Consider the following 21,882-nt stretch of genomic DNA (forward strand, 5'->3'; position numbering starts at 1 on the left):
GATGCCTATGGAACTGCGCCGGCCGGCGCGTACCTTCACCATCCGTCAGTTGTGCCTTGAGTTCAAATGCACGCCGCGCGCTCTGCGGTTCTACGAGGACAAGGGCCTGTTGGCACCCGCCCGCGACGGCATGAACCGGGTCTATTCCTACAAGGACCGGGGCCGCCTGCAGCTGATCCTCAACGGCAAGCGGGTCGGTCTGGCCCTGGCCGAGATCGGCGAGATCCTAGACCTCTATGACCTGAACGACGGCGGCACGGCCCAGAACGTCAAGTCGCTGACCAAATTCCGCGAACGCATCGTCGCCCTGGAGGCCCAGCGCCAGGACATCGACAAGGCCATCGAGGAGCTGCGCGCCGGCTGCGACGGCCTGGAACGCCAGCTGTCGCGCACCCGGCCCGACCTGCTGCCCCGCGCGGCCGACTACGACCAGGTGCTGCGCGAGCGCCTCGGCGATCTCGAACACGCCAAGTAGAGCCTCGGCGCTTCGCGCCGTCGGCAAACCTCAGCTATATATTTGAAGGGCTTCCGACCCGTCGGGAGCCCTTTGACCTTTCCCGGAGCCGACATGACCTATCAGCCCCCCGTGCGCGACCACGTCTTCCTGCTGCGCGACGTGCTGCAGATCGAGAAGTACGCTGACCTGCCGGCCTTCGCCGACGCCTCGATGGACGTTGTGGAGCAGATCATCGACGAGGCGGGCCGCTTCACCGCCGAGGTCCTCGCGCCCCTGAACGCCGTCGGCGACAAGCAAGGCTGCACCTGGCATCCGGACAATACGGTCACCACGCCCAAGGGCTTCAAGGAGGCCTACGCCCAGCTGGTCGAGGGCGGCTGGCCGGCGCTGGGCGCCGAGCCCGCCTATGGCGGCCAGGGTCTGCCCCATGTGGTCAACCTGTCCTTCTCGGAGATGAGCTCCTCGGCCAACATGGCGTTTTCCATGTATCCGGGCCTGACCCACGGGGCCTATTCGGCGATCCTCAACGGCGGGTCGGACGAGCAGAAGAGCCTCTACCTGCCCAACCTGGTCTCCGGGAAATGGGGCGGCACCATGAACCTCACCGAGCCCCAGTGCGGCACGGACCTGGGTTTGCTGCGCACCAAGGCGGTTCCGCAGGGTGACGGCAGCTACAAGATCTCGGGCCAGAAAATCTGGATCTCGGGCGGCGAGCACGACATGGCCGAGAACATCGTCCACCTGGTGCTGGCCCGCATCGAGGGCGCGCCGGGGGGTGTGCGCGGCATCAGCCTGTTCATCGTGCCGAAGTTCATTCCCGACGCCGACGGCAAGCCGGGCGTGCGCAACAGCGTCTTCTGCGCCGGTCTCGAAGAGAAGATGGGCATCCACGGCAACGCCACCTGCGTCATCCAGCATGACGAGAGCACCGGCTGGCTGGTGGGGACCGAGAACCAGGGCCTGCGCCTGATGTTCGTGATGATGAACGAGGCCCGCATTGGGGTCGGCCTGCAAGGCATCGCCCAGGCCGAGGCCGCCTATCAGGCCGCCGCGGCCTTCGCCAAGGACCGCCTGCAGGGCCGCTCGCTGACGGGGCCGAAGAATCCGGACGGCCCCGCCGACCCGATCATCGTCCACCCCGACGTGCGCCGCATGCTCATGGATAGCCGCGCCGTCATCGAGGCCGGCCGCGCCTTCCTGTTCTGGACGGCTTTGCAGGGGGACCTGGCCCACGCCAGCCCCGACGAGGCGGTGCGCCAGAAGTCCGGCGACTACATGGCGCTGATGACCCCGGTGGTGAAGGGCTTCCTCACCGACAAGGGGCTGAAGGTCTGTTCCGACGCCCTGCAGATCCACGGCGGCTCGGGCTTCACCGAGCACTTCCCGGCCAGCCAGTACATGCGCGATGTCCGCATCGCGCTGATCTATGAGGGCACCAACGGCGTCCAGGCCCTCGACCTGGTGGGCCGTAAACTGGCGGCCGATGGCGGGCGGGCCGTGATGAGCTTCTTCGCCGACGTTGACGCCTTCGTGGAGGCCAATGAGGGCGACGCCGCCCTCAAGCCCTTCACCGAAGGCCTGGCCGACGCCAAGGCCAAGCTGCAGGAGGGCACCATGTGGCTGATGCAGAACGGGCTGATGAACCCGGAGAACGCCGGCGCGGCGTCCACCGACTACATGCACCTCTTCGGCCTGACGGCGCTGGCCTATATGTGGGCCCTGATCGCCAAGACCGCCCAGGCCAAGATCGCCGCCGGCGACACCGACCCCTTCTACGCCACCAAGCTGACCGTGGGCCGCTACTACATGCAGCGCGTCCTGCCCGACGCCGGCGCCCACCTGGCCAAGCTGATAACCGGCTCGGAGCTGATGATGGCCCTGCCGGCGGAGGCCTTCTGACCATGGCGAAATACGTCGCCGAGGTCCTCTGGACCCTCAAGGACGGCGAGGACTTCGGCAAGGGCCGCTACAGCCGCGGCCACACCATCACCTTCGACGGTGGCGTCGCGCTGGCCGCCTCGGCCTCGCCCCACGTGGTGGGCAGGTGGGCGGTGGAGGCCGCGGTCGATCCGGAGGAGATGCTGGTGGCCGCGCTCTCCAACTGCCACATGCTGACCTTCCTGCACCGGGCCCGGCTGGCGGGCTTCCTGGCGGTCCGGTATCATGACACCGCCGAGGGGGTGATGGAGGAAGTGCGTCCCGGACGGATGGCCCTGACCAAGGTCTGGCTGCGGCCGGTGATCACCTGGCAGGGCGCGGAGCCCACGGCGCAGCAGCTAGACCAGCTGCACCACGAGGCCCACGACGAATGCTACATCGCCAACTCGGTGAAAACCGAGGTGGTGGTGGATGCGCGCTAGGCGCGACTAGGCGGGCTGGCCCCCAGCAACCCCGCCAGCCGCGCCCTCAACACCGCCTCGTCCTTCAGGTCGCATTCCCAGATTGTCTCCACCCGCCAGCCCAGGGCCGCCAGCGCCTCGCGGGAGACAACATCGCGCGCCCGGTTGCGGCCGACCTTGGCGACCCAGTAGTCGCGGTTGGCCTTGGGAACCCGGGCTCCGCGCGCGCAGTCGTGGCCGTGCCAGAAGCAGCCGTGGACAAAGATCGCCAGCCGTCGGCCCGGCAGGACGATGTCGGGCGAGCCGGGCAGGTCCTTGCGGTGAAGGCGGTAGCGGGCGCCGAGCGCGGTGAGCGCCTTACGGACCTTCATCTCGGGGCTGGTGTCCTTGCCCTTCACCTGCCGCATCACCGCCGAGCGCTTCTCCGGGCCGTAGACGTCGGTCACGGGCGCAGGCTCTTCGGTGTCGGGCCGAGGCGGAACAGGCCGGTGAGCACCCGGGCAGAAATCCCCCGCACCAGGGGCAGCCTGGCGACCGGGGCGAACAGCCAGTCGCGGATCAGGGGCCCGATCCGACCGCGCGACTGGAACAGCGGCGTCAGGGCCCGTGAGGCCAGTTGATAGACCCCGGTCTGCCGCCGCCGCGCCGCCTGGAAGCGGGCCAGCGACACCGCCACGCGACGCCCCGGCGTCAGCCGCTCGGCCAGTTCCACGGCGTCGAGCAGGCCCAGGTTCGCCCCCTGGCCCAGCTGCGGACTGGTCCCGTGGGCCGCGTCGCCGATCAAGGTCAGGCCCCCCGCGCACCAGCGCCCCGCCGCAACGTCGCGATAGGTGGCGCGGGAAAAGTCGGCGGGGGCGCGGAGATTTTCCAGCAAGGGCTCGGCCTCCGGCCAGACCGCCAGGGCCCGGGTCCGCCAGGCGACGAGATCGCCGGCGAAGAAGGCGTCCATGGCCGCCACCGGCATCGACCAGAACAGGCTGACCTGGTCCGGCGTTCCGTCCGGCCCGGCGCCGATGGGCAGGACCCCCATCATGGTGGAGGCCGCGTCATAGCGCTGGTGCAGGGCGCCGGAGAACCGGCCTTCGGGATCACCGGCGTTGGCCCAGACCGCGCCCCAGGGATAGATCCGCGCGCGGGCCCCGGGCCGCACGAGCCTGCGCAGCCGCGAGGCCGAGCCGTCGGCGACTGCCGCCAGGTCGAAGGGGCCGTGGACGCGGCCCTGGGTGTCGATCAGGCGAGGCTGGGCTGGGTCTTCCAGGCCGACGACATCGACCCCGGTCAACACCTTTACCCCGGCGGGCGCCAGGGCGTCGTGCAGCAGCTGGAACAGGGTGGCGCGGTGGACGCCGAGGCCATAGCCGCCGGGCCGCCAGTGCTCATAGGCCATGTCGAGGATGCGCCGGCCCGCCAGATCACGGCCGTCCAGCCGGTCGATCCGCGCGCCCGCCGCCAGCATGGCCTGATCAAGGCCCAGCACCCGCAGCGCCGCCAGGCCCGAGGGCTGCAACAGCAGGCCCGAGCCCAGGGGCCGGGGAGTGTCGAAGCATTCCAGGACGGTGACCTCGTGGCCCCGGCGCGCCAGGGCCAGGGCCGCCGCCATGCCCGCGACGCCGCAGCCGACGACGGCGGCGCGCATGGGAGCCCTACAGGCCGTCGAACAGGGCGGTGGAGAGGTAGCGTTCGGCGAAGCTCGGGATTATGGCCACCACGGTCTTGCCCACGAAATCGTCGCGGCAGGCCACGTCGAAGGCCGCCGTCAGGGCCGCGCCCGAGGAAATCCCCACCGGGATACCTTCCTCGCGCGCCACCCGCCGGGCCATGGCGAAGCTGTCGTCGTTGGAAACCTGGATGATCTCGTCGATCACGCCGCGGTCGAGGATCGAGGGCACGAAGCCCGCCCCGATGCCCTGGATCTTGTGCGGGCCGGGCTTGCCGCCCGACAGGATCGGCGAGGCCTCGGGCTCGACGGCGATCATCCGCAGGGAGGGCTTGCGGGCCTTCAGCACCTGGCCGATCCCGGTGATGGTGCCGCCGGTGCCGACGCCCGAGACCACGGCGTCCACGGCGCCGGCGGTGTCGTTCCAGATTTCCTCGGCCGTCGAGACCCGGTGGATCAGCGGGTTGGCGGCGTTGTCGAACTGCTGGGGCATGACGGCGCCCGGGGTTGCGTCCACCAGCTCCTTGGCGCGAGCCACCGCGCCGGCCATGCCGCGCTCGGCCGGGGTCAGCTCCAGCTTGGCGCCCAGGATCAGCAGCATCTTGCGCCGCTCGATGGACATGCTTTCCGGCATGACCAGGGTCAGCTTGTAGCCCTTGGACGCGGCCACGAAGGCCAGCGCGATGCCGGTGTTGCCGCTGGTGGGCTCGATGATGGCGCCGCCGGGCTTGAGGATGCCGCGGGCCTCCAGGCTCTCGATCATCGCCACCCCGATCCGGTCCTTCACCGAGCCGATCGGATTGAAGAACTCCAGCTTGGCCAGCACCGTGCCCTTGGGCTTCAGCGCCTTGGTGAGGTTGGGCAGGGCCACCAGGGGCGTGTCGCCGATGGTGTCGATGATGGACTCATAGATCTTGCCCCGGCCGGCCCGCTTGTAGCGGGCGGCGTCATAGGCGGAGGTGTCGGCGGCGTCGGCCATGGGTCTGGTCTCTGGAGGGTCTCTTTGCGCCAGACCCTAACCCCGCCGACAGGATTTGGAAGGGAGGTTCTGCCCGGTGGGGGCGGAGGTTTTCTAATGACATCACTGTCCTTCTCCCCTTGCGGGGTCGAGAACCCAATCCCCAAACCAAAGGAGGAGAGGGAGGCGCTACGCGCTATCCCATACCCGCTCATCCCGGCGAAGGCCGGGATGAGCGGGGCTTGATGTTACTCCGCCGCCAGCACGGCGGGCGTGCCGTCCAGCAGAGGCTCGAGGATCGTCACCGCCAGCCAGCGCACCGCCGGAACCGCCACGCCATCGCCAATCACGTGCAGGGCCGAGGTGGCCGCCTTGGGGAGCTGATAGGTCTCGGGCAGGCCCATCAGGCGGGCGCCCTCCCGGGGGCTGAGCAGGCGGGTGCGCACCTCGCCGCTCTCCACCACCACCAGGGTTTGGCGCGAGGAGCCGCCGCGCGGGGTGCGCAGGCAGCCGGCGACGCCGTCGAACCGGGCCTCGGCTCGCTGCACCCGGACACCGTTCTCCACCCGCATGCGGCGGAAAAGACCGCCCACCGCCCGGTGGCCCGAGGCCCTCAGCGCGTCAAGGCGGGCACGGTGCAGGGGCGCCATCAGGGCGATCAGGGCCTGGGTGCGGGCGGCTGAGTGCCAGGTCACCGCGTCGTCGGGCTCGAGCAGGCTGGCCAGGTCGCTGTTGCGGGTCGCCGGCGCCGCGCCGCGCCACCAGATCCAGCGGGCGGCCAGCTCGGCCGGCAGACGGGCGTGGGCCTCGCGCACCAGGCGCGAGTGGAAGGGGCTGTCGCCGATGAGGCTGGCGGGGACAGGCGCGAGGGTGGCCACCACGAACACGCGCGGCCGCGACTGGGGCAGGAAACGGGCGGCGTCGATCTCCAGGGCGCCGAAGCTGTAGCCCTGGGCCCCCAGCGCCGCGCACAGGGCGGTGAAGTCGGCGCCGGAGGTCAACAGGCCGCAGACGTTCTCGATTACGATGGTCCGCGGGGCCCGGCCTTGCGCGCCGAGAGCCTCCATCAACCGCCAGAACCCGAAGAAGGCCGAGGACCTACCGCCGGTCAGGCCCGCCCGCGCGCCGGCCAGGCTGAAGTCCTGGCAGGGGGACGAAGCCCAGGCGAGGTCGGCGCGGCCCGGCAGGTCGGCCGGCTCCAGCTTCCAGACATCGCCCTGGTGGAAGTGGCCCTCGGCGTCCTCGTGATTGGCCCGGTAGGTGGCCGACTTCACCGGGTCGAAATCGTTGGCGAAGGCGCAGGTCCAGCCGTCCCCCAGGCCCAGACGAGCCATGCCGCCGCCGGCGAAGAACTCATAGAAGCGGCGTGGGGCGTTCCGACTCATCGCAGATAAGTCTAGCCTGCTTCCGCCCCTGGGAAAGGATCGCCGCCATGCGTTCAATCGTCCTTGCGTCCCTGCTGCTCCTCGCCGCCTGCGCGCCCCAGGCGCCGGACGGATCCGACGCCCCGCCGCCGGCCGATGCGCCAGCTCCGGCGCCCGCGACCCCCAAGGCCACGCCGATCCCGGAGGAATTCGCCGGCGACATGGACGCGCGCGGCACAGAGCCCTTCTGGGGCCTGCAGATCCGCGACACCCAGATCACCCTGCAGCGCCCCGACCATCCCAATGCCGTGGGGAACAACCCGGGCCTGAAGATGGAGGGCGGCAAGGCGGTCTGGGACACCCAGGCGGGCGCCGACCGGCTGACCGTGACCCTGACGCTGCAGGCCTGCTCCGACGGCATGTCGGACCTCAAGTACGCCTATGCCGCCGAGGTGAAGCTGGGCGCCGAGACCCTGAAGGGCTGCGCGGGCAAGGCTGACGCCATGCCGAAGGAAGGGCAGTAAATACATCTCGTCATCCCGGGCGACCCGAAGGGGAGACCCGGGACCCAGGGGCCAAGCGCAAAGTGCCGGGGATCGCTGCCCGCAGATGACGTCACGCGAGATCTCCAAGTGGAGCGCAACTCCTACGTCTACAGTCTCGCCAACGCTCGGAACGGCACGCTCTATACCGGCATACCGGCGTGACCACGAACCTCTCACGTCGCGCCTACGAGCATCGCGAGGGCCGAACGCCCGGCTTCACCGCGACCTACCCGGTCAAGAGTCTGGTCTGGTATGACGTCTTTCCCAGCGTCGATGAGGCGATCGCCGCCGAGAAACGCATCAAGCGTTGGCGGCGCGCCTGGAAGATCGAGCTGATCGAGACCCGCAGTGGCTCGATCTCTACGAAACGTTGAATTCGTAACGCCTCGGGCTTGACCCCTGGGTCCCGGCTCTCCGCTACGCTACGGCCGGGATGACGACTGGGTTTGGTCTAACCCCGGCCCAGCGACATGGTCGCGATCTGGGGTTCACCGGCCTGGTCGGGCTTGTGGCCGCTGGGCAGGGCCATGCCGACGAGGACGGCGGCGAAGGTGGCGGCGGCGAAAAAGGCTTTGAGCGCCATGGCAGGGTCCTCCCGAACCCCTTTGATCTGATGCAACAGCCTAGCTTCTTGGCGGTTAACGCATCGAGAAAACACGCCACGATTTCGCCGGTTCCCTGAACCGAAACTAACCGCCCTGCCCTCGCGGCGCCCTTGACCAGCCGGCCTTGTCGGGAGCCCACTTCGCGCAACGACAAGAACGACAGGGAGGCCGCCATGGAGCGCGCCTGGGATTTGGTGATCCGCAACGGCCGGCTGGTCGATGGCTCGGGCGGTGAGCCCTATGCCGCTGATATCGCCATCAAGGACGGGCTGATCGCCCAGGTCGGCGAGGTGCGCGGCCGAGGCGCCGACGAGATCGACGCCGGCGGCAAGCTGGTGACCCCCGGCTTCGTCGACATCCACACCCACTATGACGGCCAGGCCACCTGGGACGGGCATATGCAGCCCTCGGCCTGGCATGGCGTCACCACGGTGGTGATGGGCAATTGCGGGGTCGGCTTCGCCCCTTGCAAGCCCGCCGACCACGACCGGCTGATCCGGCTGATGGAGGGCGTGGAGGATATCCCCTTCCCGGTGCTCACCGAGGGTCTGCCCTGGAATTGGGAGAGCTATCCCGACTATCTCGATGCCTTGGCGGGGCGCCGCTTCGACGTCGATATCGGCAGCCAGCTGCCCCACGCGGCCCTGCGGGTCTATGTGATGGGCGAGCGGGGCGCCAATCGCGAGGACGCGACGGAGGCCGACATCGCGGCCATGGCGGCCATCGCCAAGGCGGCGATGGAGGCCGGCGCCCTGGGCTTCTCCACCTCGCGCACCCTGAACCACCGCACCAGCGACGGCCAGCCGACCCCGACATTGACGGCGTCGGAGGCCGAGCTCACCGGCATCGCCCTGGGCCTGGCGGCAGCGGGCAAGGGCGCCCTGCAGTTCGTCTCCGACTTCAATGATCCCGCCGAGGAATTCGCCATGCTGCGGCGGATCGTCGAGCGGTCGGGCCGGCCGCTGTCCTTCTCCCTGGTGCAGAACCCCCGGCAGCCCCGGCAGTACGCGTTCCTGCTGGACCAACTGCGCCAAGCCAATGAGGCCGGCCTGCAGATGAAAGCCCAGGTGGCCGGGCGCCCAGTGGGCATCCTGTTTGGCCTCGAGCTGACCCTCAATCCCTTCACCAGCCGCCCCAGCTACCAGGCCATCGCCAAGGCGCCCCTGGCCGAGCGGGTCGCCACGCTCTCCGATCCCGCCTTCCGCGCCCAGCTGTTCGCCGAGGGCGCGGCGACCGATCCCGCCTTCGCCGCCAACATGACCCGCAACTGGGGGATCATGTTCCTGATGGGGGACGAACCCGACTACGAACAGACGGCCGACCGCACCATCGCCGCGCTCGCCGCCGATCAGGGGGTGACGCCGGAGGAACTGGCGCTGAATCACATGCTGTCGAACGGCGGGCGGGGCATGCTGTACCTGCCGTTCCTCAACTATGCCGACGGCTCCCTCGACCCCAGCTTCGAGATGCTGATCCATCCCGACACCGTGCCGGGTCTCTCCGACGGCGGCGCCCATGTGGGGATGATCTGCGACGGCAGCTTCCCCACCTCCAACCTCACCCACTGGACCCGGGACCGCACCCGGGGGCCCAAGCTGTCCCTGTCGGCCATGGTCAAGATGCAGACCCGCGACACCGCCGAGGCGGTGGGGCTGTTCGACCGCGGGCTGATCGCGCCGGGCTACCGGGCCGATCTCAACATCATCGACTATGAAAACCTGACCCTGAAGGCGCCCTCGGTGGCCTACGACCTGCCGGCCGGCGGGCGCCGCCTGATCCAGCGGGCCGACGGCTATGTCGCCACCCTCGTGGCGGGCCAGGTCACCTATCGCGACGGCGAACCCACCGGCGCCCTGCCCGGCCGCCTGCTGCGGGGCAGCCAGGCCGCCCCGGTGGCGATGGCGGCGGAGTAACGCGTTAGGCGTCCATAAATCCTCGTCGTGCCAAGGGTTTGGCATGTCGCAGGAAATTTCCAGCAGCCGGACGCTGCACCGCCTGATCTATGCCAGCCGGCAAGCCTTTACGCCGGAGATGAACCCCAATGAGGAGATCGACGGCCTGATCCGGGCCTCGATCCGAAACAACAGCGCCACGGCTCTCACCGGCCTGCTGCTGGTCCATGACGGCTGGTTCCTGCAGGCCCTGGAGGGCCCCGCCGGGGCGGTAATGACCACCTATCAGCGCATCCTCAACGACCCGCGCCACACCGAGAGCCGAGTGCTCTCCGCCGGCCCCGCGAGCGGCCGTGAGTTCGGCGACTGGAACATGTGCGCCCGCCGCGTCAGCGCCGCCGACGACGCCATCCTCGACACCCTGTCGCAACGCCAGGTCTTCGATCCGACCACGCTGACCGACCTCGCGGCCCTGCGCCTGCTGAAGGCGGTGCGCGGCATCCAAGATCGGACCGCGCTCAGCGCCTAGGGTCTTCGCAGGCCCGCCGACGCAGGCCATAAGACCGCCATGCCATCCGCCTCCCTCGACGAGGCGCGGGAGATCCTGCGCCGCACCTTCGGCCATGCCGAGTTCCGGGGCCGCCAGGCCGAGGTGATCGAAGAGGTCCTGGCCGGGCGCAGCGCCATGGCCGTCCTGCCCACCGGCGGCGGCAAGAGCCTCTGCTACCAGATCCCCAGCCTGATGCGTCCCGGTCTCGGCCTGGTGGTCTCGCCCCTGATCGCCCTGATGACCGACCAGGTGGCGGGCCTGGTGCAGTCTGGCGTCGCCGCCGCGCGGCTGGATTCCAATATCGAGCCCTGGGAGAAGGCCCAGACCTGGGAGCGGATCGAGGCCGGCGAGCTGGACATGCTCTACATCTCGCCGGAAGGCCTGATGACCTCCTCGGTGATGGACCGCCTGCGCCGCACGCCGCTGGCGCTCATCGCCATCGACGAGGCCCACTGCGTCAGCCAGTGGGGCCACGACTTCCGGCCCGAGTACCGGATGCTGGGCCGGCTGGCGGAGATCTTCCCCGATGTGCCGCGCCTGGCGGTGACCGCCACCGCCGACGCCCGCACCCGCGACGACATCCGCGCCGAACTGCGGCTGGAGGACGCCCTGGAATTCGTCGCCAGCTTCGCCCGGCCCGAGCTGGCGCTGTCGGCCGAGCGCAAGCGCGGGGCCGGCCACAAGCGGGTGCTGGAGCTGATCGAGGCGCGGCCCAACCGCTCGGGCGTGGTCTATGCCGGCTCCCGCGACGGGGTCGACAAGCTGGCCGAGAGCCTGCGCGCCGCCGGGACCCACGCGCTGGCCTACCACGCCGGCCTCGACAAGAACGTCCGGGCCGAACGGCTGGAGACCTTCCTGGAGGCCGAGAGCGCGGTGATGGTGGCCACCATCGCCTTCGGCATGGGGGTCGACAAACCCGACGTCCGCTTCGTGATCCATGCCGATCCGCCGGCCTCCATCGAAGCCTATTGGCAGGAGATCGGCCGGGCGGGCCGCGACGGCGATCCGGCCGAGGGCATCACCCTCTACGGCGCCGCCGACATGGCCTGGGCCTACCGCCGCATCGACGGCCGGGAGATGGACGACACCGTCAAGGCCGTGCAGCGGCGCAAGGTCGGCCAGTTCTACGCCATGATGGACGGCGCCAACTGCCGCGCCGCCGCCGTGCGCCGCTATTTCGGCGAGGAGGGCGTGGAGCCCTGCGGCCAGTGCGACCTGTGCCTGTCGCCCCCCGAAAGCATCGACGCCACCCAGGCCGCCCAGAAGGCGCTGTCCGCCGTCCACCGCCTGGGAGGCCGATTCGGGCGCGGACGACTGGTGGAGCACCTGCTGGGCAAGACCAAGGAGCCCTCCAGCTTCGAGGCGGGGCTGACCACCTTCGGCATCGGCAAGGAGTTCAGCGTCAACGGCTGGCGCGACCTGCTGGACCAGCTGCTGTTCGACGGCCTGCTGAAGGAAGACCCCAATGACGGCCGCCCGCTGATCGGCCTGGGCGACCCCGAGGGCGTGAAGGCGGTCTATCGCGGCGAACGCCGGGTGGGCCTGCGCAAGGCGCCCGAGGAGCACGACCCCACCACCCGCTCGGGCAAGCCCCGCAAGCGCCGCGAGACCGCCGACATCGATCCCGGCGACGCGGCTCTCTTCGAGGCCCTGCGCTACTGGCGGGCCGGCGAGGCCAAGCGCCAGCACGTGCCGCCCTATGTGATCTTCCCCGACCGCACCCTGATCGAGGTCGCCCAGACCAAGCCCGGGTCCCTGCCCCGCCTGGCCGCCGTCTCGGGCGTCGGCGAAAGCAAGCTCGCCCGCTACGGCGAGGCGGTGATCGAGGTGGTGAAGGGGTTCGAGAGCTAGGCGGCCTGGGACGCGGCCGACGAGGCGGCGTCTGGCTCGCGCTGGGTGATGGCGCCGTACCAGCCGAGGCCGCGGTAGGTCTCGTAGCCGGGGGTCAGGGCATAGCCGACGGTGACCTGCTCGGTGGCGTAGCTGCCCATGCCCACGGCGTTGGCGAGCAGGCGGAAGGTCTCGTCCAGCTCACCGCGCTGGTCGGAGGAGGCCAGCACGCGGCCCGCGTGATCCAGCAGCAGCACCCGGGAGCGGGCCCGCTCCTCGTCGGTCAGCCGCACCCCGTCCACCACCGCCTGGGCCTGGGGCTTCCAGTCGAAGTGGATACCCAGCACCCCGATCACCTTGCCGTCGCTCAAGCCGTCCTGGCGGATCGCGGTGGCGTAGGTGGCCACCGGCGCGTTGTTGAGCGCCGGCGCCCGCTCGATGTCCCAGGCCACGAACTCGTCGCCCGAGGCGGTCTTCATGGCCTGCTGGAACCAACCGGCGCCGGCCACCGAGAGGCCCTGGGTCGCGGGGTAGACCTGCGGCCGGCCGGTGGCCACCACGTGTCCCGCCGCGTCGCAGATCCACAGGTCGAGATAGACGGTATAGGCGTCCAGGATGACCTTCAGACGGCTGCTGGCATGGCGCGCGCCCTCGGGCGTCGGCTCGGCGACGGCGGCCACCACGGCGGAATCGGTGGCCCACCAGCGGACGTCGCAGGTGCGCTCATAGAGGTTGCGGTCGATGATCTCGATGGCGTTCAGCGCCAGGTCGGCCAGGCGCTGGCCGCGCAGATGGGACAGGATCGCCCCGCCCACCAGGGACAGTTCCTGCAGGTCGGCGCGGACCTGGCTCTCCAGGGCCTGGGCGACCTCGTCGATCTCCTGCGAGATGCGCTTGAATTCTTCCGAGACGATGGCGAAGCCGCGCCCCGCCTCACCGGCGCGCGCCGCCGTGATCAGGGCGTTGATCGCCAGCATCTTGGCTTCGCGATTGATGGAGGAAATCTCGCCGATCTTCGCGCCCGCGACGGACGACAGGCGTTCGGAGAGCTCCAGAATGCGTTCCGGGACCAGACTACCGTCGGACTCAGCCAAACCGCATCCTCTTGCGCCGACGCACCATTCTGACGGGATGTCGTTGGTGTATGCGCACATGATCGGTGAGTCGCGGCGACTAATTTGAATGTGGCGCTGCAGGCCTCCGATGCATTTTCCCGCCGGAAACGTCAAATATCCTGATTTTTGAGCAGCCCATGCGCAGAAATCAGGCAGGCTTCAGGAAGACATAGCGCTGATAGGGGTCCGCCAGCGCCCAGTCCGTCGCCTCGATCCGCCAGTCGGGGTAGTTCGCCGCGAGGAACTCCAGGGTCATGGAGGTGTCGCCATAGGTGGCCTCGCCCTCCACCGTGTCGCGGCCGTGCGGCACGAAGGCGAAGCCCTCGGCGGCATGTTTGGCCTGGTAGGTTTCCGCCTGGGGCGCGTAGTCGGGGTTCACGACCCAGTACTCCGCCGGCCGAATGGTGATGGCCAGCAGGCCGTTCGGGGCGATGTGCTTGCGCAGGGCCGATAGGGCCGCGTCGGTGGCGTTGCGCGAGGTGTGGGTGAACACCGAGAAGGCGAACATCACGTCGAAGGCGGCTTCCGGGGCCGGCAGACCCTTGGGCAGATAGTCCGACTGGGCGACATTGCCGGCCAGATTGGCCTCACGGCAGAGGTTCACCGCCAGGTCCCAGGGATCCACGGCCCAGATCGCCTCGGGATTGCTGAAATAGTAGAGCAGCCGGGTCATCCGCCCATAGCCGCAGCCATAGTCGAGGATCTTGGCGCCCGAGAGCGAGCGGTTGCGCAGGGCCGCGTAGTTATAGGCCAGCGCCCGGATGAAGCTGACCGTCGGCTTGAGCAGGGAAAGCCCTGAGTCGCCGGTGAAGTTGCGCTGGGTCTCGTCGCTGGCCATGCGCGGCAGCAGCTTCGAGAGCGCCGGCAGGTCCTCGCGCGGCAAATCAAACAGCAGCATCCCGAAGGCGTCCAGCGAGAGCTTGCCCCGAAGGAATTCCAGCACCTCGTTCACGGTCGCGCCTCGGGCGGCGAGGCCGTCGGCCTCGGTCACGATCCTGGCTTCATCGATCAGCAGCACGCGGAGAACCTCAACCTAGGCGGCAGGGCGCCGCGCGACGGGCCCCTTTGCCCAAACCGCGCGGCCAAGGCAAGGAGGCTAGACGTCCACCTCGGCATCGAGGGCGTTGGCCTGGATGAACTCGCGGCGCGGCTCCACCAGGTCGCCCATCAGGCGGGTGAACATATCGTCGGCGTCGTCGGCGTGGTTGACCCGCACCTGCAGCAGGGTGCGGGCGTCGACGTCGAGGGTGGTTTCCCAGAGCTGCTCGGGGTTCATTTCCCCCAGACCCTTATAGCGCTGGATGGCCAGGCCCCGGCGGCCGGCGTCCATGATCGCGCCCACCAGGTCGAGCGGTCCGCGCACCGTGGTGACCTTGTCCTTGCGGGTGAAGACCGCCGGGGCCGAGAAGGTGTCGGCCATGGTGGCGGCGCGTTCGGCCAGGCGCCGGGCGTCGGCGGCCTGCAGCAGCAGGTCGTCCAGCACCACGCGCTCGGACACGCCCCGCTTCACGCGGCTGAACACAAAGCCGCCGGCCGGACCAGGCTCGCCGCTCCAGCTGCCATCGCTTTCCTCGGCATAGAGGTCGAGGCGCTTGGCGGCGGCCTCGATGTTCTGGCCCTCGGCCAACAGGCCGCCCAGGGCCGCCTGTTCGATGGCGAAGGCCGGCGCGCGCGACGACAGGCGCTCGATATTGGCCTTGGCCGAACGGGAGGTCTGGATCAGGGCCAGCAGGTCCTGGCCAAACAGCCGCTCGCCGCCGGCGAGGTCCAGGGTCGCGCCCTCCAGGCCCTCATTGACCAGATAGGTCTCCAGCGCCGGGTCGTCCTTCAGGTAGGTGATCGACTTGCCCTTGGCCGCCTTATAGAGCGGCGGCTGGGCGATATAGAGGTAACCCCGCTCAATCACCTGCGGCATCTGCCGGTAGAAGAAGGTCAGCAGCAGGGTGCGGATGTGGGCGCCGTCGACGTCGGCGTCGGTCATGATGACGATCTTGTGGTAGCGGACCTTCTCGATATCGAAGTCGTCGCGGCCGATGCCGGCGCCCAGCGCCGTGATCAGGGTGCCGATCTGATCGGAGCCCAGCATGCGGTCGAAGCGGGCGCGCTCGACATTGAGGATCTTGCCGCGCAGGGGCAGGACGGCCTGGTTCTCGCGGTTGCGCGCCTGCTTGGCCGAGCCGCCGGCGGAGTCGCCCTCCACCAGGAAGATTTCAGACTTGGCGGGATCGCGTTCCTGGCAGTCGGCGAGCTTGCCGGGCAGGGAGGAGATATCCAGCGCGGTCTTGCGGCGCGTCAGGTCTCGGGCCTTGCGGGCCGCTTCCCGGGCGGCGGCGGCCTCGGCGATCTTCTGGACGATCAGCTTGGCCTCGACCGGATGCTCCTCGAACCACTGACCGATGCCGTCCGACACCAGGCCCTCGACGGCGGGGCGCACCTCGGAGGAGACCAGCTTGTCCTTGGTCTGGCTGGAGAACTTGGGGTCGGGCACCTTGACCGACAGAACGCAGGTCAGGCCCTCGCGGCTGTCCTCACCCGACAGGGAAACCTTCTCGCGCTTGGTGGCGCCGGAGCTCTCGGCATAGCTGGTGATGATGCGGGTGAGCGCCGAGCGGAAGGCGGCCAGGTGGGTGCCGCCGTCCTTCTGCGGGATGTTGTTGGTGAAGCAGAGGACATTCTCGTGGTAGCCGTCGTTCCACCACAGGGCCAGGTCCAGCTCGACGTTCTCACGCTTGCCGCGCACCACGATGGGGGTCTTCAGGACCGGGGTCTTGGCCTTGTCCAGGTGGCGCACGAAGGCCTCGATGCCGCCCTCATAGTGCAGAACCTCCACGAAGGGTTCGGCCTCGCGGTTGTCCTTCAGCCAGATGGTGACGCCGGAATTGAGGAAGGCCAGCTCGCGGAGGCGATGCTCCAGGGTCTTACGGTCGAATTCGACGAAGGCGAAGGTCTCGGTGGAGGCCATGAAGGTGACCTCGGTCCCCGACAGGAACTCGCCGTTTTCGCGCAAGGGCGCATCGCCGGTGACGATCAGGGGCGAGACCGCGTCGCCGCGGCGGAACTCCATCTCGTAGGCCTTGCCGCCGCGATAGATCTTCAGGCGCAGCCAGTCGGAAAGCGCGTTGACCACCGAGACGCCGACGCCGTGCAGGCCGCCCGAGACCTTGTAGGAATTCTGGTCGAATTTACCGCCGGCGTGCAGCTGGGTCATGATGACCTCGGCCGCCGAGACGCCTTCGCCCTCGTGAATGTCGGTGGGGATGCCGCGGCCGTCGTCGGTGACGGTGACCGAGCCGTCGGGATTGAGGATCACCTCGACCCGCGTGGCCCAGCCGGCCAGGGTTTCGTCGATGGCGTTGTCCACCACCTCATAGACCATGTGGTGCAGGCCCGACCCGTCGTCGGTGTCGCCGATATACATGCCGGGGCGTTTGCGCACGGCGTCCAGGCCCTTGAGGACCTTGATGGACTCCGCGCCGTATTCGGCCTGGCCGTTGTTTTCGGGGGTGTTGTCGGGGATCTGCGTTTCGTCGGTCATTCGGTATCCAGATAGGTCAGGCTGGAGCCGTCCACATGGACGCCCTGGGCCCGGCCCTTCAAATCTTCGAACAGGTGCTCATCGGTGCCGGTGAGGAAGGCCTGCAGCTTGAGCGCCGTGATTTCGTCGAACAATGCGGCCCGCCGGCGGCGGTCCAGATGCGCTGCGACTTCGTCTAGCAACAATATAGGGTTTGGTCCTGATTCTGCACGTGAAAGTCGCGCCGCCTGACCCAAAACCAGGTTCAGAATCAGGGCCTTCTGCTCGCCGGTTGAGCATTCCGCCGCCGGCCGGTCCTTTTCGGCATGGATGACCTCTAGATCGCCCCTGTGCGGGCCGGTCAGCATGCGGCCGGCGGCGGCGTCGCGCTCGCGGGCCACGGCCAGGGCGGCGACCAGTCGAGCCTCGATTTCCTCGACCTCGACCCCTTCGGCGGCCATCTGCTCCCAGGCGCCGGCAAGCTTTAGCCGGGCCTGGGGGAAGGGCCGGTCGCCCCGCTCGTCTATCTCCGATTGAAGGGCCGACAGCGTCCTGGCCCGAGCCGCCGCCATCAGCGCCCCGGCCTCCGCCAGCCGCGCCTCCAGGGCGCTCAGCCAGTCGGGGTCGGCCGGTCCGTCGGTGAGCAGACGCATCCGCTCGCGCTGGGATTTCTCATAGGCGGTGGCGTGGGCGGCATGGGCGGGTTCGGCGGCGAAGACCAGGCGGTCGAAGAACCGGCGGCGGTCGCCGGCCCCCTCCAGGAACAGCCGGTCCTGGGCGGGCGTCAGCCAGACCTGTCGCTGGTGGTCGGCCAGCCGGCCGGGCGGCACGGACTCGCCTTCCAGCCGCACGGTGCGCCGCGCGGCGCCGGCCACCTCGGTCCCGGTCCCCATCCGCACCGGCTCGCCGTCGATCTCGAGGGTGGCGGCCACCGCCCAGGCGCGGCCCTGGGTTTCCCCCGGCATCCGGCGCCCCACCTCGGCCAGGCTCGCCCCGCGCAGGCCGCGGCCCGGCGTCAGCAGGCTGACGGCCTCCAGCAGATTGGTCTTCCCCGCCCCGTTGGGCCCGATCAGGTACACAGGACGACCGTCCAGCGGCAGCTCGGCGCGGCCGTAGGAGCGGAAGTCGGTCAGGGTCAGGCGGGTAAGGGCCGTGCGGGTCACGGTCGGGTCATACAGGCTTCGCACTCGCGCGCGAAGCGGCATGGCCTTGAGCGCGGCCCGCGCCAAGCTAGGGTATGGGCGACTTCCAAGGGGTGGCGTGCGCGTGCGGCTGTTGGCGATGGGACTGGCCGCGTTCGCCGTGGCGGGGGCGGCGCGGGCCGACCCGCCGCGCATGTCGCCGCCCGACTGGGTGGCCCGGCCCGACGCCGAGGCCCTGGCCGACCACTATCCGGGCCTGGCGCGAACCCTGGCGATCGAGGGCCGGGCGACCCTCAGCTGCACCGTGGACCTCAAGGGACGGCTTCAGACCTGCGTCAGCGTAGCGGCCTCGCCCGCAGGCCTGGGCTTCGACAAGGCCGCCCTGGCCATGAGCAAGCTGTTTGCGATGCAGCCCAAGCGGGTGGACGGCAAGCCGGTGGCAGGCGGCACGGTCCGGATCCCGATCCGCTTCGCCCTGCCCGCGCCGGGCCAGGGCGAGCCTGAGCCCCTCGCGTCCCCGACAGCTCTGGACGCCGCGCGCCGCGCCGCGGACCTGAGCGGCATCTCCGGACGGCTGGCCCGGGGCCTGACGGAGGACCTGGACAAGATCGCGGGCGGCAGCGCCGAACCCATGGTGCTGGCCCAGGGCCTGGCCGCCCTGGCCGACGCGCGGGCGGCGGCCGCGCCCCAGGTCGCCGAGGCCGCCGCGCGCAGCATCGCCGCGACCCTGAGCCCGGCGGAGGTGGCGCAGTGGCTGGCCTATCTCAAGGGTCCGGCGCTGCGGACGCTGAACGCCGAGGGGCCGCAGATGAACCAGGCCTTCGCCGCGGTGCAGGCGACCCATACCCAGCTGGTGCTGGCCCGGGCCCGCGACACCTTCTGCGGCCGCCAGGACTGCAGCAGCGACGCCACCCTGCCTGACCTGCACGCCCTGGCCGAGGCGCCCGAGGTCCTCATCGACAAACCCCGGTGGTCCCAGGCGCCCAGCCTGATCGAGGCCCAGGCGGCCTATCCCCTGGGCGCCCAGGCCTTCCGCCTCAACGGCTGGGCCATGCTGCAATGCCGGGTGGCCGTCGCCGGGGCCCTGGAGGACTGCCAGGTGCTGGCCCAGGAGCCGAGGCGCCTGGGGTTCGGCGCGGCGGGCCTGAAGGTGGCCGGCAGCTACCGCCTCGATCCCGACCTGATGGCCCAGGGGGCGGCGGGCGACCGGGTCAACCTGCCGACCTTCTTCAGCATCGCGCGCGAGACCCCGCCTGAGCCCGTGCGGCCCCGCCCGTCCCGCGCCCTGACCCTGGCCCGCGAGATCGTCCGCGCCCAGGGGGTCGAGGCGACCGCCGACCAGGCCGGTGAGCTGGGCCAATGGCTGCTGAGCCACCAGCCCGGCCTGGACGAGGCCGTGGCCCGCGACGCCGGCGAAGCCTATCGCGGCGCGGTGATCGAAGATCTCCCCGACCTGCTGGACGCCCACGCGGCAGTCTATGTGGCGACCCTCACCGAGCCGGAGCTCGCCAGCACCGCCGCCTTCCTGCACAGCCGCGCCGGCCAGCTCGCCACCGGCCGCGACGACGCGTTCAATCTGCGGCTGGCCGTGGCGCTTGCCGAAGTCCAGACCCAGGCCGACGCGAAGGCCCGCACCGCCTTCTGCGCCGCCCACGCCTGCGCGGCGGACTAGGGGCCCTGCCCTTAGGTGCGTGCCGGCGTGGCTGGGCCCCAACCGCCGAGGAAGGCGCACGCCCGTCGGAGCGGAAGTCGGTCGGCGTCAGGCCCGGCGAAGGCCGTGCAGACCACGGAGGCATCCTCCAGGATTTGGCGACGGGCGCGACGCAGCAATGGGCTTGAGCCGGGCGATACGCCCGCTAGGATACCGCCTTGGGTTGAGGGGGCGCCGTGCAAAGGAATCTCATCGCTATTGGGCTGTGCGCGAGCTTATTGGCAGCGCCTGCCTTCGCCAGGAGCCCCGTCGTGGTTAATCCAGACTGGCTCCAAACGCCCGATTCCGACGCAATGGCGAAGGCTTTCCCAGAGGTAGCTGGTTTGCTTGGCGTTGATGGATACGCATTGATCCGTTGCCAGATCACAGTGTTGGGACGTGCCGACGCTTGCACGGTTGTGGGCGAGTCCCCGTCGGGTTGGGGTTTTGGAAACGCAGCTCTCATCATGAGCCAATCGTTCCGGTTTCGGCCTAAGACCGTCGACGGACGGGCGGTTCCCGGTGGGGAAATCCGCGTTCCCTTGCGCCTAGTCACTCCCATCCCCCCGGGACTTGCAAGTTCGGTAGGTTACCGGCCGCCAGAAGCCTCTGCCACGCGGCTGAAACTGGTCAGGGCCCTGGCCGCGCTTGCGGATGTCCGCGGCACCACCTCGGCGGACGCTGAGGTTTCGATAGGAAAACTGTTCACCTCAAGCCCCTCGCCGGGCATGAGCCCGTCCCTGTGGTCGGATGCCGACCTCGCCATACGAGCGGCGATACGCGAGGGCATTCCAAGCCTGATTGAGGCGGTCGTTCTCGAAAACATCACAGAGTACAGTGACGAAGATCTTCTACGAATGTTCGATCCCGCTAATGGGCCCGGCCGGACCCCCAAAACGCTGCAGTTCACCCGGATGCGCGATGATCGTGTAGTCGGCGCAGAGGTTCTGAAGATGCGTGAGGCCGCCCGGATCTCGCTCTGCGCCCGACACGACTGCGTCGCCAAACGCATCGCACCTGAGCCGACGCCCTAGACCCGCAGCGGCATCAGGACGTAGCGGACATCGGGGTCGGTGGGGTCGAGGACCAGGGCCGGGTCGTTGGGGCCGCCGAAGCGGAACTCGGCCAGCTCGGCGCCGATCTGGTCGGTGACGTCCAGCAGGTAGCGGGCGTTGAACGACAGTTCGAAGCTCTCGCCGTCGTAGTCGACCTCGATCTCCTCGACGGCCTGGCCGGCCTCCATGTTGCGGACCGTCAGGATCACGCGGCCCGGCTCGATGGCCATGCGCACGGAGCGGCTCTTCTCGGCAGAGATAGTTGCAACACGGTCCACGGCCTTGGCGAACAGCTTGTTGTCCACCATCATCACCCGGTCGTTGTCCTTGGGGATGACCCGGACATAGTCGGGGAAGTTGCCGTCGATGACCTTGGAGGTCAGGGCCGCGCCGCCGAATTCGAATCGCACCTTCTGGGGGCTGAGCGCCAGGTCGACGGTCTCGCCGGCGTCCTCCAGCAGGCGACGGGCCTCATTGACGGTCTTGCGGGGCACGATGACGCCGGGCGTGCCGGCCGAACCCTCAGGCGCGATCATCTCGGCCAGGGCCAGGCGGTGGCCGTCGGTGGCGACGGCGCGCAGCTTGGCCACGCCGCCCTCCACCACCGAGTGCAGGTAGAGGCCGTTGAGGTAATAGCGGGTCTCCTCGGTGGAGATCGCGAACTTGGTCTTGTCGATCAGGCGGATCAGGTCGCCGACATCGACGCCGATGCGCCCCGACAGGCCGTCGGCCGACATCACCGGGAAGTCCCCGGCCGGCAACACCGGCAGGTTGAAGCGCGAGCGGCCGGCGGCCACGGTCAGGCGCGGGTCCTCGCCGGTGAAGGACAGCGACACGTCGGCGCCGTCGGGCAGCTTGCGGACGATCTCATAGAGGGTGTGGGCGGGCGCGGTGATCTGGCCGGGCTGCTCCACCTGGGCGAAGGCCTCGTCGATGATCTCCATGTCGAGATCGGTGGCCGAGAAGGTCAGACGCTCGCCCTCGGCAGAGAGCAGCACATTGGAGAGGATCGGAATGGTGTTGCGGCGTTCCACCGCGCTTTGCACATGCCCGAGCGCCTTCAGAAGCGCCGCCCGCTCGATCGTCAATTTCATGGTCAGTCCGAACCTGTGGCCAACGGCGCGCCCGTGCGCCGCCGCCTCCCGAGGAGGAAGGGACTTGCGACTTTA

At 69.5% G+C, this 21,882-nt stretch carries 20 protein-coding genes; 10 read left to right on the plus strand and 10 right to left on the minus strand.

Annotated elements, in window-relative coordinates; all coding sequences use genetic code 11:
* The first annotated feature begins 1 nt into the window (after position 1).
* The 3 genes from JKL49_RS00195 to JKL49_RS00205 all read left to right on the plus strand — a co-directional run bounded on the left by JKL49_RS00195 (position 2) and on the right by JKL49_RS00205 (position 2,817).
* Positions 2–475 (plus strand): MerR family transcriptional regulator, encoded by a 474-nt coding sequence (locus JKL49_RS00195; protein ID WP_215337318.1) that lies wholly within the window; start codon positions 2–4, stop codon positions 473–475.
* Positions 476–568: 93 nt separating this feature from the next.
* Positions 569–2,356, plus strand: coding sequence for an acyl-CoA dehydrogenase C-terminal domain-containing protein (locus JKL49_RS00200; protein ID WP_215337320.1), 1,788 nt, complete (start codon positions 569–571; stop codon positions 2,354–2,356).
* 2 nt (positions 2,357–2,358) lie between these two features.
* On the plus strand, positions 2,359–2,817 hold the full coding sequence (locus JKL49_RS00205; RefSeq protein WP_215337322.1) for an OsmC family protein: 459 nt from the start codon (positions 2,359–2,361) through the stop codon (positions 2,815–2,817).
* Here JKL49_RS00205 and JKL49_RS00210 read toward each other — a convergent pair.
* From JKL49_RS00210 to JKL49_RS00225, 4 genes are all read right to left on the minus strand, one after another.
* Entirely contained in the window at positions 2,814–3,242 is a 429-nt protein-coding gene (locus JKL49_RS00210; protein ID WP_215337323.1) for a very short patch repair endonuclease, read from the minus strand. The genes JKL49_RS00205 and JKL49_RS00210 overlap by 4 nt on opposite strands.
* Positions 3,239–4,432: an FAD-dependent oxidoreductase gene (locus JKL49_RS00215; RefSeq protein WP_215337324.1), complete on the minus strand. Its 1,194-nt coding sequence runs from the start codon at positions 4,430–4,432 to the stop codon at positions 3,239–3,241. Before JKL49_RS00215 ends, JKL49_RS00210 begins: the two co-directional genes overlap by 4 nt.
* 7 nt (positions 4,433–4,439) lie before the next feature.
* Positions 4,440–5,432 (minus strand): cysteine synthase A, encoded by a 993-nt coding sequence (gene cysK, locus JKL49_RS00220; protein ID WP_215337325.1) that lies wholly within the window; start codon positions 5,430–5,432, stop codon positions 4,440–4,442.
* A 227-nt stretch (positions 5,433–5,659) separates the two neighbouring features.
* Positions 5,660–6,796 (minus strand): DNA cytosine methyltransferase, encoded by a 1,137-nt coding sequence (locus tag JKL49_RS00225; RefSeq protein ID WP_215337326.1) that lies wholly within the window; start codon positions 6,794–6,796, stop codon positions 5,660–5,662.
* A 47-nt stretch (positions 6,797–6,843) separates the two neighbouring features.
* Here JKL49_RS00225 and JKL49_RS00230 point away from each other — a divergent pair, with 47 nt between their 5' ends.
* Both JKL49_RS00230 and JKL49_RS00235 read left to right on the plus strand, forming a co-directional pair.
* Complete coding sequence (locus tag JKL49_RS00230) at positions 6,844–7,299, plus strand: COG3650 family protein (RefSeq protein WP_215337327.1); 456 nt, start codon at positions 6,844–6,846, stop codon at positions 7,297–7,299.
* Between the two features lie 179 nt (positions 7,300–7,478).
* On the plus strand, positions 7,479–7,694 hold the full coding sequence (locus JKL49_RS00235; protein WP_347340332.1) for a GIY-YIG nuclease family protein: 216 nt from the start codon (positions 7,479–7,481) through the stop codon (positions 7,692–7,694).
* 77 nt (positions 7,695–7,771) lie between these two features.
* Here JKL49_RS00235 and JKL49_RS21150 read toward each other — a convergent pair whose 3' ends face one another.
* The gene (locus JKL49_RS21150) at positions 7,772–7,903 is read right to left on the minus strand and encodes a hypothetical protein (protein ID WP_283816589.1); all 132 of its coding nucleotides are present in this window, start codon (positions 7,901–7,903) and stop codon (positions 7,772–7,774) included.
* 195 nt (positions 7,904–8,098) lie between these two features.
* Between JKL49_RS21150 and JKL49_RS00240 the strand changes: the two genes are divergently transcribed.
* The 3 genes from JKL49_RS00240 to recQ are packed head-to-tail and all read left to right on the plus strand — an operon-like array spanning position 8,099 to position 12,218.
* The gene (locus JKL49_RS00240; RefSeq protein ID WP_215337328.1) at positions 8,099–9,838 is read left to right on the plus strand and encodes an N-acyl-D-amino-acid deacylase family protein; all 1,740 of its coding nucleotides are present in this window, start codon (positions 8,099–8,101) and stop codon (positions 9,836–9,838) included.
* 43 nt (positions 9,839–9,881) lie between these two features.
* Positions 9,882–10,346, plus strand: coding sequence for a BLUF domain-containing protein (locus JKL49_RS00245; RefSeq protein ID WP_215337329.1), 465 nt, complete (start codon positions 9,882–9,884; stop codon positions 10,344–10,346).
* 39 nt (positions 10,347–10,385) lie between these two features.
* Positions 10,386–12,218, plus strand: coding sequence for a DNA helicase RecQ (recQ, locus tag JKL49_RS00250; RefSeq protein ID WP_215337331.1), 1,833 nt, complete (start codon positions 10,386–10,388; stop codon positions 12,216–12,218).
* Here recQ and JKL49_RS00255 read toward each other — a convergent pair.
* The 4 genes from JKL49_RS00255 to recF form a co-directional block, all read right to left on the minus strand.
* Positions 12,215–13,291, minus strand: a complete 1,077-nt coding sequence (locus JKL49_RS00255) for a methyl-accepting chemotaxis protein (RefSeq protein ID WP_249777998.1) — start codon at positions 13,289–13,291, stop codon at positions 12,215–12,217. The genes recQ and JKL49_RS00255 overlap by 4 nt on opposite strands.
* Positions 13,292–13,460: 169 nt before the next feature.
* Complete coding sequence (locus JKL49_RS00260; protein WP_215337335.1) at positions 13,461–14,330, minus strand: class I SAM-dependent methyltransferase; 870 nt, start codon at positions 14,328–14,330, stop codon at positions 13,461–13,463.
* Positions 14,331–14,408: 78 nt separating this feature from the next.
* Positions 14,409–16,847: a DNA topoisomerase (ATP-hydrolyzing) subunit B gene (gene gyrB / locus JKL49_RS00265; RefSeq protein ID WP_215337337.1), complete on the minus strand. Its 2,439-nt coding sequence runs from the start codon at positions 16,845–16,847 to the stop codon at positions 14,409–14,411.
* Positions 16,844–17,989 carry a DNA replication/repair protein RecF gene (gene recF, locus JKL49_RS00270; protein WP_215337339.1) on the minus strand — a complete coding sequence of 382 codons (1,146 nt, stop codon included), beginning with the start codon at positions 17,987–17,989 and terminating at the stop codon, positions 16,844–16,846. Before recF ends, gyrB begins: the two co-directional genes overlap by 4 nt.
* Before the next feature lie 118 nt (positions 17,990–18,107).
* On the opposite strand from recF, the gene JKL49_RS00275 reads away from it, so the two are divergent.
* Both JKL49_RS00275 and JKL49_RS00280 read left to right on the plus strand, forming a co-directional pair.
* On the plus strand, positions 18,108–19,640 hold the full coding sequence (locus JKL49_RS00275) for an energy transducer TonB (protein WP_215337341.1): 1,533 nt from the start codon (positions 18,108–18,110) through the stop codon (positions 19,638–19,640).
* A 332-nt stretch (positions 19,641–19,972) separates the two neighbouring features.
* The gene (locus JKL49_RS00280; protein ID WP_283816648.1) at positions 19,973–20,692 is read left to right on the plus strand and encodes an energy transducer TonB; all 720 of its coding nucleotides are present in this window, start codon (positions 19,973–19,975) and stop codon (positions 20,690–20,692) included.
* On the opposite strand, the gene dnaN is transcribed toward JKL49_RS00280, so the two are convergent.
* The gene (gene dnaN / locus JKL49_RS00285; protein ID WP_215337345.1) at positions 20,689–21,807 is read right to left on the minus strand and encodes a DNA polymerase III subunit beta; all 1,119 of its coding nucleotides are present in this window, start codon (positions 21,805–21,807) and stop codon (positions 20,689–20,691) included. The genes JKL49_RS00280 and dnaN overlap by 4 nt on opposite strands.
* Between the last annotated feature and the right edge of the window lie 75 nt (positions 21,808–21,882).

This window comes from Phenylobacterium glaciei (assembly GCF_016772415.1).
Classification (GTDB): Bacteria; Pseudomonadota; Alphaproteobacteria; order Caulobacterales; family Caulobacteraceae; genus Phenylobacterium; species Phenylobacterium glaciei.

Bases quoted from the DNA above. Each gene is read 5' to 3' on its own strand.
- JKL49_RS00200 (WP_215337320.1), top strand. From the start codon at position 569: ATGACCTATCAGCCCCCCGTGCGCGACCACGTCTTCCTGCTGCGCGAC.
- JKL49_RS00215 (WP_215337324.1), bottom strand. From the start codon at position 4,432: ATGCGCGCCGCCGTCGTCGGCTGCGGCGTCGCGGGCATGGCGGCGGCC.
- JKL49_RS00240 (WP_215337328.1), top strand. From the start codon at position 8,099: ATGGAGCGCGCCTGGGATTTGGTGATCCGCAACGGCCGGCTGGTCGAT.
- dnaN (WP_215337345.1), bottom strand. From the start codon at position 21,807: ATGAAATTGACGATCGAGCGGGCGGCGCTTCTGAAGGCGCTCGGGCAT.
- JKL49_RS00205 (WP_215337322.1), top strand. From the start codon at position 2,359: ATGGCGAAATACGTCGCCGAGGTCCTCTGGACCCTCAAGGACGGCGAG.
- JKL49_RS00275 (WP_215337341.1), top strand. From the start codon at position 18,108: ATGGGACTGGCCGCGTTCGCCGTGGCGGGGGCGGCGCGGGCCGACCCG.
- cysK (WP_215337325.1), bottom strand. From the start codon at position 5,432: ATGGCCGACGCCGCCGACACCTCCGCCTATGACGCCGCCCGCTACAAG.
- JKL49_RS00195 (WP_215337318.1), top strand. From the start codon at position 2: ATGCCTATGGAACTGCGCCGGCCGGCGCGTACCTTCACCATCCGTCAG.
- recQ (WP_215337331.1), top strand. From the start codon at position 10,386: ATGCCATCCGCCTCCCTCGACGAGGCGCGGGAGATCCTGCGCCGCACC.
- JKL49_RS00225 (WP_215337326.1), bottom strand. From the start codon at position 6,796: ATGAGTCGGAACGCCCCACGCCGCTTCTATGAGTTCTTCGCCGGCGGC.
- gyrB (WP_215337337.1), bottom strand. From the start codon at position 16,847: ATGACCGACGAAACGCAGATCCCCGACAACACCCCCGAAAACAACGGC.
- JKL49_RS21150 (WP_283816589.1), bottom strand. From the start codon at position 7,903: ATGGCGCTCAAAGCCTTTTTCGCCGCCGCCACCTTCGCCGCCGTCCTC.
- JKL49_RS00230 (WP_215337327.1), top strand. From the start codon at position 6,844: ATGCGTTCAATCGTCCTTGCGTCCCTGCTGCTCCTCGCCGCCTGCGCG.
- JKL49_RS00245 (WP_215337329.1), top strand. From the start codon at position 9,882: ATGTCGCAGGAAATTTCCAGCAGCCGGACGCTGCACCGCCTGATCTAT.
- JKL49_RS00280 (WP_283816648.1), top strand. From the start codon at position 19,973: ATGGCGAAGGCTTTCCCAGAGGTAGCTGGTTTGCTTGGCGTTGATGGA.